Below are 12,010 nucleotides of genomic sequence, written 5' to 3'. Positions count from 1 at the left end.
TTGGTACAAAAAATACCCGAAAAGCCAACGGAAGTGACATGGACTGACGACCAGTGGAAGGCAATTTATGCAAGCGGCCAGGATACACTTGTATCGGCTGCGGCAGGCTCTGGTAAAACGGCAGTTCTCATTAATCGCATGATTGAAAAGGTAGTTGCAAAAGAGAATCCAATCAATGTCGACGAGTTACTTGTCGTAACATTTACAAATGCATCCGCTGCTGAGATGCGTCATCGTATGGCAGAGGCACTTGAAAAGGCTATTGCAGAAAATCCAACTTCCAATCATTTAAGACGTCAGTTAAGCCTTGTCAATAAAGCACAAATTTCAACACTGCATTCTTTCTGCTTAGCTATTGTGAAGCAGTATGCCTATATGCTAGATATTGATCCAGGCTTTCGTATAGCAAATGAGGCAGAGGTTGCTTTGTTAAGGGACGATATATTAGCAGAAGTATTAGAAGATGCTTACGATTCTGAGGATGAGGCACAGATTCAAGCAATCTATCGTCTTGTTGATAGCTTTACATCGGATCGTGATGATCAGGCGATAGAAACCTTAATAAGCAAGCTTTATGATACATCCCGCGTTCATACAGAGCCTCAAAAATGGCTTCGTAGTCTACCAGAGACATATGACTTAGCTGCAGACGTGACAATTGATGATTTAGAGCTGTCGAAATATGTGAAATTAACAGTCAAGCATAGTCTTGACGAGGCTTTCGTTTTAATTTCTGAAATGCGAGCCATTACGCTACAGCCTGAGGGACCTGCACCATATGCTGAAACAGCAGAGATTGATTTTGCCATGATTCAAGAAGGCATTCGCATTAGTCGTGAAGGAACGTGGCAGGAACTCTTTGATTATTTCGCAACTGTGAAATGGTCAACTTTAAAGCGTGTATCAAAGGATGCTTTAGTGGATGTGGAGCTACAGGAGCTTGCCAAGAAAAAACGTGAGGCAGCTAAAAAAATTGTCAACAAACTTAAAGAGACCTATTTTGTTCGGACTCCTGCACGCTTGCTTGAAGAAATTCGCTTAATGGGTCCGACGATAGGAACATTAGTCGAATTGACAAATGTTTTTAGTGAGAGGTTCCGCATGGCAAAATTAGAACGAGGAATTATTGATTTCTCGGATCTAGAGCATTTCGCATTGCAAATTTTAACGGTAGAAGTCGAAGGTGAATTACAACCTTCACCTATTGCACTAGATTTGAAACAGCGTTTTAAAGAAGTACTTGTTGACGAATACCAAGATAGTGCGACACGTTGCTAATTGAAAAGATTAGCCACTAGCATATTTGCTAGGAGAACTAAGAAATCAGATGAGTCGAATGATGAGGTAACGCTCTGAAAGGCTCGACCTAATCCTCCGAATAGCATCAGCATAGGCAATTATGATGGTGTTATAAGCTCGGTGAAGTCAGCTGAATATTACCCTAATCGAAAGAAGGAAAGCGAGATAGAGGTATCTTGTGTGGTAGATAGGCTGGGGTTCTATAAGAGAATCTATGGTTAGAATTTAGGTTAAACAACAATCTAATGACGAAATTCCGAATGTACGGCTCTAGAGGTATAGCCATTCGAAAGGGTGGTCCGCCACGCGCGGGTTAGTGAGGTGGAGTAAGAATTGTCTTTATGAAACACCTTATGATGTTATAGGCATCATCCAGCTAACAGGGCTAGAGGAATGACCTAAGGATTCTGTATGAAAAGATATGGTTCTTGGAACGTGGGAAGCTGACTACGTGGAGAGATTGTACTCGACGAAACGGTACGAGGGAAAACGAATTCATCGTATAACCTTGTTTTAAGTTAGTGAAAGTGATGGCACAGTACCTAGGAAGCCGTGATAATAAGCGGTGGAGGGATAGCCATTAGTTAGTTAATTGAACACTCATACTATATTTCATGATTTTCAGGTTCGAGTAGGACTAAGAGAAATGGAATCACTGAACAATCTCTTGATTGATAAAGGTGAGTACATTGACTGAAACGGTTAACGCCAATAAGGGATTAGGCTTTACGGAAATGAAATAATAGGATGAAGAGCAATTAATTGATGGAACGCCGTATGAGGGGAAACCCTCACGTACGGTGTGAATGGGGGGAAAAGCTAGAGATTACTTCAAAGGCTTACCTATCCATATCAAATATGCTGCAAGAAACAATATTACAGCTTGTGAAAACAGGTAGTGAGCAAGAGGGAAATCTCTTTATGGTTGGGGACGTAAAACAAAGTATTGTGCGCCCATAAGGGTATTGTATATTTCACCATTTGGCGGTGAATAAACTATAGAAACGGTTTATATATCAACCGACTTATCTTGATGGGAAACCAAAGAGGGAGTGTAGCATGTCGGTTAAAGTCATAAGTTAGCCTAAACGGAAAGGCTACGACTGAATGGCAAGATATAAAAGATTCATATAAGGAAGAAGGCTAAACTGCTTGAAGAATAGTCCGAGTGGGGTCATGCTTAACCATCTAGGAAACCGTTTGAAACCTAGAATCTATTCTGTTCAGCGTATTAGATGCTTGCGACTGAACATGGGAACGTGTACTAGATTGATGCACAATCCCAGTTTCTGATTGACGAAAGAATAGACACACTTCAAGATTGAAGAAAAGGATGAACGTTCCTTCCGACAATGAATCAAGCCTGTATACAATATACTAAATGGGGATTACCTAAGTTGGAGTGCCACAAGGCTATGTACACGGGTACTGAAAATCCAATATGGTAACGGAGCTCTCGTAGTAGTCGGAGATAGGGAAAGCCTATTACATGGCGAAGGAGAGCAGCTTATAACGTATAAACAATGAGGAAAGGAGCGAAATGCTCTATGCAAAGTTCAGAAATTGTCTTATACAATCTATCGAAACAAGCAATGAAAGACGGATATACATTTGACCGTCTATACAGACATTTATACAATGAAGATTTTTATATAAAAGCCTATACGAAGATATACAAAAATAAAGGTAGTGCAACAAAAGGTATTGATGGAGAAACAGCGGATGGATTCGGGGAAGAAAAAATTCAAGCAATCGTTGATACGTTGAAAAATGAAAGCTATCAACCGAAGCCAGTTCGTCGTATTCATATCCCAAAGAAAAATGGTGGTACACGACCACTTGGTATCCCTACGTTTACAGACCGTATTGTACAAGAAGTTTGTCGTATGATATTAGAAGCCATTTATGAGCCTAAATTTTCAAATCATTCGCATGGTTTCAGACCAAAAAGAAGTTGTCATACAGCATTAATCGAAATGAAGAAAACCTTTACAGGGGTAAATTGGTTCATTGAAGGCGATATAAAAGGATTTTTCGATAACATCAATCATCAAATTTTAATTACTATTTTAAGAAAACGTATCAAAGATGAAAAATTCATTCGTTTAATGTGGAAGTTCTTAAAAGCAGGATTCGTTGAAAATTGGCGATTCCAAAAGACGTATAGTGGAACTCCACAGGGCGGAATTATTAGTCCGTTACTAGCGAATATTTATTTAAATGAATTTGATGATTATATTGAAAAAGAATTAAAGCCTTCTTTTGATTTAGGTGAACCAAAAAAACGTAAACGTAATACTGAATATCGAAAATATGATATGCGTAACCAACGTTTGCATAAAAAAATTAATGCAACAGAAGATGAAGTTTTGCGAAAAGAAATGATTGAAGAATATAAGGCGAATAAGAAAATTTTGCTTAATTTACCGTACTATGAGTCGAACACGGACACATATAAAGCAATAAAATATGTACGTTATGCAGATGATTTTATTGTTGGCGTCAATGGTAGTAAAGAAGATTGTGAAATGCTTAAGCAAACAATGAAAGACTTTCTACAAAATTATTTACAACTTGAATTGTCAGAAGATAAGACGCTCATTACGCATAGTACAAAGTTTGCGAACTTTTTAAGCTACGATATATCAATTAGCCATGATTTAAGTACGGCAAAAGATAAAAACGGTGTTATTAAACGTAAATATAGAGAATATGTACAATTACGAATACCTAAAGGAACAATTGAAAAAGTAATCGTAAAAAATAAAATGGTCAAAGACATTGATGCGAAACAATGGGATATGTTGCATCGAACAAGATTAGTTGGACTTTCTGATTTAGAAATCATCGAAACGTATAACGCAGAGCTACGTGGTTTATATAATTATTATGCTCTAGCGGAAAATGTAAACCAAAAAATGTGGCAATTACGTTATGTAATGGAATATAGCTGTTTAAAAACACTTGCAAATAAATACAAATCCTCAGTAGCAAAAATGAAGGTTAAGTTTAAACAAGGTAAGTATTGGGGAGTAAAATACGAAACAAAACAAGGTGAAAGAATAGCATATTTCTATAAAGATGGTTTTGAAAAAAGGAAAGAAAGCGTCAAAGCAACAATAGATGAACTACCTAATCTTTATGTATATCAAGGCAGAAATGATGTAGAAAAACGACTAAGTGCAAGACAATGTGAATTATGTGGAGACAATCATCCCGATACAAAATTCGAAATTCATCACATAAATAAAGTGAAGAATTTAAAGGGAAAAGAATATTGGGAATGGACAATGCTCGCTAAGCAAAGAAAAACGCTAGTCGTGTGTGATAAATGTCATAAAGAAATTCATAAACAACGATAGATTTGTTATAAGTGGAGAGCCGTATACTCTGAGAGGAGTACGTACGGTTCGGGGAGGGGTTCACTGGAAACCTACTACAGAAATGTAGCAAGGCGCTGGGTTCCTACTCTACTACCGTTTTCGTTTAGCAGAACCAAAGCTCTTTATGCGAAAGTATAGCGAGTTTCTAGAGATCCCAGATTTGACAGGAATGCGAATCGATTTAAACGCTAATTTCCGTAGTCGGAAAGAAGTGTTGAACGCTACAAACTATGTATTTGCACAAATTATGGGTGAGCGCGTTGGAGAAATTCTCTATGATGAAAATGCTTCATTAAAGCCAGCAGCTCCGTATAATGACGGAGAAGTTCCAGTAGAGCTAGTCATCATGCATCCTCCTGGAGAAGAAGCGCTGGACGAAGAGGCAGAAGATATTGCTAGTGAAGCCTCTGAACTAGAGGAATTAAAAAAATCACAGTATGAGGCACGTTTTATCATTGAGCGTATTCGGCAGATGATGGAGGATGGGACAACCGTATTTGATACAAAAACGAAGACAGAACGTCCTTTAAAATATAGTGATATAGTGATCTTAATGCGTTCAATGACATGGTCAACAGATTTAGTGGAGGAATTTAAGCTTGCGGGAATTCCTCTTTATGCGGAGTCCTCCAAAGGATATTTCGATGCGCTTGAGGTCATGATTATGCTGAACGTACTGAAGGTTGTCGATAATCCATATCAGGATATTCCTTTGGCATCAGTGCTACGCGCTCCATTTGTTGGCTTAACAGAAAATGAGCTAGCAAAAATACGGCTAGCAGATTCAAAAGCGCCGTTTTATGATGCATTAAGGCAATTTATTCGAAGTGATGGGCATGGTGTACAGACTGACACTTTTGTGAAGCTTCAACGTTTTATGCTGGCATTTGAAAACTGGCGGGATTTAGCGCGCCGTGGTTCATTGTCAGATTTAATTTGGAAAATTTACTTAGACACGCATTATTACGAGATGGTTGGAGCGATGCCAAATGGCAAGCAGCGTCAGGCCAATTTACGTGTTTTACACGATCGGGCATTAATGTATGAGAAAACAGCCTTTCGAGGACTGTTTCGTTTTTTACGCTTTATTGACCGTATGCGTACGCGTGGTGATGATTTAGGAACGGCCAAATCAATTGGAGAAAAGGATGATGTCGTGCGTCTTGTAACCATCCACTCTTCAAAAGGTTTGGAATATCCTGTTGTCTTTGTCGCAGGGATGGGGCGACCGTTTAATAAAATGGATTTCCACAATCCATATTTATTCGATCAAGATTTTGGCCTTGCAGTGAAGGCGATTGATCCAGAAAATCGTATTACGTATACATCCCTACCTTTTTTAGCTCTAAAGGAGAAAAAGGAGCTCGAAATGCGTGCTGAGGAAATGCGTGTATTATACGTAGCAATGACACGTGCGAAGGAGCGACTTATTTTAGTAGGGTCTGTGAAAAATTGGAGTAAAACGCTCGACAATTGGCAGGATGCACAAAGTTTGCCGGTAGATGCCCCGCTTCAGGAGTATTTACGTGCGCGAGCTAATAGCTACTTTGACTGGATTGGGCCTGCAGTTGCAAGGCATGCAGATTTTACAGCAATTGCTACTTCCACTTATAAGGCACCTGAAGATGTATCACATTGGTGGGTACGTGCTGTCGATACGAGACATTATACGTATGATTTGCAAGCGTTAGAGGATGAGGTACAGCAATTGCTCGAAACGCCTAATGACGTAGAGTTATTATCAGAAATTACGACGCGCTTTCAAGCACAGTATTCATTTCAAAAATCAACACAAAAACGCTCAAAAACATCTGTTAGTGAAATTAAGCGTTTAGAAAATTTACAGCGGCAGGAGGAGCCTGAATATTACTTTTCAGTACCTTCTAAGCAAAAAATGACAACCATTGCGCCACGTCCAAGCTTTTTACAGGACAAGCAGCTAACAGGCGCAGAAATCGGAACAGCTGTCCACACAGTCATGCAGCATGTACCTCAAAACGGCTTTACGGATGTACAGGAGGTTAAGGCGTTTGTCGCTGATTTAGTGGCAAGGCAGCTATTGACGGAGGCTGAGGGAAAGGTTGTTCCATGGAAAAAAATATATAATTTCTTTACAACAGACATTGGACATCGTTTTAAAAAGGCAAAAACAGTCCGGAGAGAAATGCCATTTACGATTAGTAGAGTAGATGAAGATGGCGATGCTCAAATTGTACAAGGGATTATTGATTGCTTATTTGAGGATGAAAACGGTGAATGGGTCTTGCTTGATTATAAGACAGATCGCATCCAATCACATTTTGCTGAGGAGCCAGCGCTAACGAAGGAACTCTTAGGCAGATATGGTGTGCAACTCAGAGTTTATAGTGAGGCAATCGAATCTATTCTTCAAATCAAAGTGAGTGACAAAGTTCTATATTTATTAGATATTGAGCGAGCTTTACATGCATAAGTAAACGCGGTGAAAATAGGGCATCTGAAGTAGTTTACAAGAGTAGACGCCCTGTTTTCACTAAAGCGTTATTAAATAGAGGAGGCTATTTTGTGGATTTAAAACCGACAATGTTGCAGGAACGCATCGCAACATTAGATATTTTACGAGGTATTAGCTTACTAGGCATTTTACTCGTAAATATATTTGCCTTTTATTTGCCGATGCCATATATTGATTTGGCATCATGGTTTACAACACCGTCAGATATGGTGTGGCAGCAAAATTTAGATATTTATGTACAAAGTAGCTTTTATCCACTATTTGCCATGCTATTTGGCTATGGATTCGCTATGCAATGGCAGAAAGCACAAAGTCGTGAACAAAATTTTTATTCGATAGGACTGCGAAGACTTTCTGTATTATTTGTATTTGGTTTTATCCATGCTGTGCTAATTTGGTGGGGCGACATTTTGATGATGTATGCATTTTGTGGCGTATTTTTATTGCTATTATTACGTCTACATCCGATTTGGTTATTGTCAATCGGTATTATCATTTACGGTATTATGCAAGCTTTTATGTTATTTATTGTAGGATTTATTAATTTTAATACAGAGATTGATGAGTATTTAGATATAACTTCAGTAGAGCAAGCGATAACTGCTTATGGAACGGGGAGTTGGGTAGATGCATTTATGCAACGTTTAACCGATTTATCTATTCAGGCTGGGATAGGCATGTGGTTTGTAGCATTATTTACAATTTTACCATATATGTTAATTGGTGCCGCAGCCTCTAAATGGCGTTTAGTGGAACGAGCAAAGGAGTTAAAATGGCTTTGGCTGACGTTAGCAATAGCCGGGGTGGCAATTGGTATTTTTGTAAAGAGCTTACCTATCATGTTGACGCGTACGCATTTATTAGACTACTTGAAAGTATACATAGGTGGTCCAATTTTATCAGTTGGCTATATTGGGATTATTGTATTACTTTGTTTACTGCCAGTTGTACCAAAGTTACTCAGTCCTTTTGCAAAAATGGGGCGCATGTCGTTAACGATGTACATACTTCAATCGATAATTGGAACATGTTTATTTTATCAATTTGGATTTGGCTGGTATGGAAAAGTGAGCGTTGAAACAGGCGTGTTAATTGCAATCAGTATTATTGTTGTACAAATGATTGTGGCGGAAATTTGGCTAGCGAAATGGAAACAGGGTCCGTTAGAGGCTTTATGGCGGAAATTAACATATAAGGCGAATACTAAAGCGGGATAATTGTGTGAAGGTGCTCGACTCTCTTGCAAAAATCGAGCAATCTGCGATGGAAATCAGCCTTCATTTTTAATGTGATGGCAACATAAAGTGAATGAATGCGTCTTGTATAATAAGAATAATTTATTGCGATTTGGCTCATTAACAAAAGTTGGGGATAGCATTTGTTAAAACGTATATTATGCAAATAGTTGATCTTCGTTACGACTGGGCGACTCCTTGGGGATCAGCGTCACAGATGTGACCCTGCAGCGAAGCGTCAGCAACAAAGCGCCTAGTCGGAACGGAAATTAACTCCACGTTATGGTGAAGAGCCTGCGAAATATTAGGAATAAAAATAGTTGTCGCAAAAGTAAGGCAATTCCTATAATATTGTTGTATCATGTAGAAAAAAGAAGGAGCTCTGAAAATCATGAAAATTTTATCATTTAAATTAGGTGGACATGTAAGCTTTGGACCAAAAGTAAAAAAAGAAGAAGCGGTATGGGATGTACTCGCTATTCAAAATGAACTTCAAGTTCTCCCTTCTTTTTCAAGTTCAATCGTGGATGGCATAGCTTTAGGCTTTGATTTTGTTGAACAGATTCGTAAATTAGTAGAAGCCGCTGAAAAATCAGATCGTGCAGATAGCTTTAAACGTGAATTTACAGTGATCGAATGGTTATCACCAATTCCACGTACACCAAAAAATATTATGTGTATTGGGAAAAACTATAATGAACATGCAAAAGAAATGGGTGCAGAGGCAGCCCCAACAGACTTAGTGGTATTTACAAAATCTCCGACTGCTATTGCTGCTGATGACCAAACTATTTCTATTCATGCTGATCTTTCATCCAAAATGGATTATGAAGGCGAATTAGCAATTGTTATTGGTAAACGTGGTAAAAATATTCCGAAAAACTTAGCATATGATTATGTATTTGGCTACACAATTGCCAATGATATAACAGCTCGTGATTTACAAGAAAAACATAAACAATATTTCTTAGGAAAAAGCTTGGAAGGTACTTGTCCACTTGGACCGTACCTTGTGACAAAAGATGAAATTCCAAATCCACAAGAGTTAACAGTGGTAACAAAAGTAAACGATGAAGTACGTCAAAACGGCTCAACAAAAGACATGATGTTCTCTGTAGAATCATTAGTATCGATTTTATCTCAGCACGTAACATTAGAGCCAGGCGATGTTATTTTAACTGGTACCCCAGCTGGTGTTGGAAAAGGCATGAATCCACCACAATTCTTAAAAGCTGGAGATACTGTAAAAGTATCCATTCAAGGCATCGGTACATTAGTCAATCATTTTGAATAATGGCTCTCAAATCCGCGCGAGTTTATACTCCGCGGATTTTTTTAAGTATATTGTGTGAACACTATGGTAATGTTTGAAACCCTTCCCATCACATGATAGGATAGAGTTTGATAGAAAAAAGAATATGAGGTGGGACAATAATGGGATTTTTAACTGACTCAACACATGCGCATATTGCTACTTGGGTAGTTGCAATCGTAATCTTTTTAATTGCAGCATTAATGGGCAAGCAGTCAAAAGGCTTACATATGACATTACGTTTATTCTACATTTTAATTATTATTACTGGTGGGGCACTATTCTTCCAGTATCAAACTAATGATCCAATGCTTTATGGTCTGAAATTCTTAGGCGGTATTTTAGTCATTGGTATGATGGAAATGGTATTAGTTCGTCAAAAGAAAAATAAACCAACTGGCCTGTTTTGGATTTTATTCGCAGTATTCTTATTCATTACATTATTCTTAGGCTTCAAACTGCCAATAGGACTACATTTCTTGGCATAATTATTTAGAAAAGTCGTGAAGATTTAGCTTCACGACTTTTATTTTTGGGGAGATAAAAAAACTGCTTAGGAAAGCCGAAGAAGTGATCGGTTAGCCCGACAAACTGCTCGAATCCTGCTACCAAGTCGATGAACTGTATTCGAAGAAGAAGTTGACACCTTTTTGCCGTAATTCATTTTGCATTTTCGGAAAATATTTTGAAATGATAGCGACGTGACTGTTTTATTTGGTAAAATGACGATGGATTGGTTTGAAAGAGAGGGAATAAAAGTGAAATTCAAGAAGTGGATAAGTGCGACAGCTGCATCGCTTTTACTAGCAACTTTATTAGTAAGTGCTACACCAGTTGCACATGCTGATGAAGCATCAACAAGAACGATTGCAGAAGAAAGCATCTATGATTTACTCGTTGACCGTTTCTTTAATGGTTCGGGCACTAACGATTTTGATACAAATACGCAAGACCCTACGAAATTTGCAGGAGGCGATTTTGCAGGTCTACAAGATAAACTGAAATTTATCGGAGAGATGGGCTTTACAATCGTTTCCATTGGTCCAATTTTTGCCACTGAGAAATATGATGGTTCGATGCTGACGAGCTATTCTACAATCGAGCGTCATTTTGGGACATCTGAAGAGTTTCAAAGTGTCGTTGAGGCCTATAAAGCCAAAAATATGTCGATCATGGTTGATTTTCCACTTAATAATGTAAGTCCGAATCATGAGTGGGCAAAGGATTCAGCAAAAAAGGACTGGATTGCTTCAACAAATAATGGACAAGTACAGTGGGACTTAACAAACAAAGATGTGCAAGAAGCGCTTATTAAATCAGCAACAGACTTTGTCTCTACATATGATGTTGGTGGGGTGCGTCTAACTAATATTGTTGGTGCCGATACAGAATTTATCGATGCAATGATTGCGGCATTAAAAGATACGAAAAAATCGCTTTTTGTGATTTCAAATGAAGAAAGTGATGCAAATTTTGATGCAAGCTTTTCACCAGCTACAGCGGATATTTACCGTAATATATTTAAAAATGTTGATAAGGATTCTTCTAAGTTGATGGAGCCTTTTACAGGTGAGAAACCAACTCAGATTATGGTTGATTCGCTAGATACACATCGTTTTACATTTGATTCTGCAACTGAAAATATGTTCCCGCCGACGCGTTTGAAAATGGCGATGGGTGCTTTATTTATGATGCCAGGGATTCCAGTTGTGCAATATGGTACAGAAATTGCGATGAACGGGGAAGAAAAGCCAGATACGCATCAAATATATAACTTTAAAACAGATACAGAATTAATCGACTATATTAAAAATGTCCAATCTTTACGTAATCAATCTGCTACATTACGCAATGGTGATTTTGAAGTTATCACAAATGAAAATGGCCTACTTGTATTTACACGTACATCTGACGAAGAGAAATGGGTCATCATGGTTAACAATACTGGTAAAACACAACGCGTTGATTTAACACCAGCTCAGATTGGTGAAGGTAAAATGCTAAATGGTATTTTACATGAAGAAAAAGTTCGTATTAATGAAAAAGACGTTTATCCAGTTATTTTAGACCGCGAAATGGTAGAGGTTTATCAAATTAAAAATGATGAAGGATTCAATATCCCATATATGGTAGCGCTAGGATTAGTGTGGGTAATATTCATAGGATTTGTAGTTGTAATTATTAGACGAGGTAAAGTACGACGTAAGGAGCAAGATGTTCCAAAATAAAGTGAAACTTTAATCAGTTGGGACTTTCTTCATCCCCACTTCACTTCTTTGCTTTCGCT

The 12,010-nt window shown here is 38.1% G+C and carries 6 protein-coding genes and 2 pseudogenes; all 8 read left to right on the top strand.

Going from position 1 to position 12,010, the window contains the following annotated elements:
* Positions 1–1,263 (top strand): annotated as a pseudogene (locus AN161_RS21200) (UvrD-helicase domain-containing protein); the annotation flags it as partial.
* Between the two features lie 801 nt (positions 1,264–2,064).
* Positions 2,065–2,259: a UvrD-helicase domain-containing protein gene (locus AN161_RS29060; protein WP_075807313.1), complete on the top strand. Its 195-nt coding sequence runs from the start codon at positions 2,065–2,067 to the stop codon at positions 2,257–2,259.
* A gap of 587 nt (positions 2,260–2,846) precedes the next feature.
* Complete coding sequence (gene ltrA, locus AN161_RS21190; protein WP_053596317.1) at positions 2,847–4,661, top strand: group II intron reverse transcriptase/maturase; 1,815 nt, start codon at positions 2,847–2,849, stop codon at positions 4,659–4,661.
* 23 nt (positions 4,662–4,684) lie between these two features.
* Positions 4,685–7,134, top strand: a pseudogene (gene addA, locus AN161_RS21185) (helicase-exonuclease AddAB subunit AddA); the annotation flags it as partial.
* Positions 7,135–7,226: 92 nt separating this feature from the next.
* Positions 7,227–8,393 (top strand): DUF418 domain-containing protein, encoded by a 1,167-nt coding sequence (locus tag AN161_RS21180; protein WP_053596316.1) that lies wholly within the window; start codon positions 7,227–7,229, stop codon positions 8,391–8,393.
* Between the two features lie 409 nt (positions 8,394–8,802).
* The gene (locus tag AN161_RS21175; protein ID WP_053596315.1) at positions 8,803–9,705 is read left to right on the top strand and encodes a fumarylacetoacetate hydrolase family protein; all 903 of its coding nucleotides are present in this window, start codon (positions 8,803–8,805) and stop codon (positions 9,703–9,705) included.
* A gap of 140 nt (positions 9,706–9,845) precedes the next feature.
* Positions 9,846–10,211, top strand: coding sequence for a YisL family protein (locus AN161_RS21170; protein ID WP_053596314.1), 366 nt, complete (start codon positions 9,846–9,848; stop codon positions 10,209–10,211).
* Between the two features lie 270 nt (positions 10,212–10,481).
* On the top strand, positions 10,482–11,951 hold the full coding sequence (locus AN161_RS21165; RefSeq protein ID WP_053596313.1) for an alpha-amylase family glycosyl hydrolase: 1,470 nt from the start codon (positions 10,482–10,484) through the stop codon (positions 11,949–11,951).
* Positions 11,952–12,010 lie beyond the last annotated feature (59 nt).

The organism is Lysinibacillus sp. FJAT-14222, assembly GCF_001278875.1.
Lineage (GTDB): Bacteria > Bacillota > Bacilli > Bacillales_A > Planococcaceae > Lysinibacillus > Lysinibacillus agricola.
Note: the sequence above shows the minus strand (reverse complement) of the source record. Positions and strands in the feature narration are given on the sequence as shown.

What these genes read in the sequence shown, in the direction of transcription:
- ltrA (WP_053596317.1), top strand. Translation starts at nt 2,847, where the DNA reads ATGCAAAGTTCAGAAATTGTCTTATACAATCTATCGAAACAAGCAATG.
- AN161_RS21170 (WP_053596314.1), top strand. Translation starts at nt 9,846, where the DNA reads ATGGGATTTTTAACTGACTCAACACATGCGCATATTGCTACTTGGGTA.
- AN161_RS21175 (WP_053596315.1), top strand. Translation starts at nt 8,803, where the DNA reads ATGAAAATTTTATCATTTAAATTAGGTGGACATGTAAGCTTTGGACCA.
- AN161_RS29060 (WP_075807313.1), top strand. Translation starts at nt 2,065, where the DNA reads ATGGAACGCCGTATGAGGGGAAACCCTCACGTACGGTGTGAATGGGGG.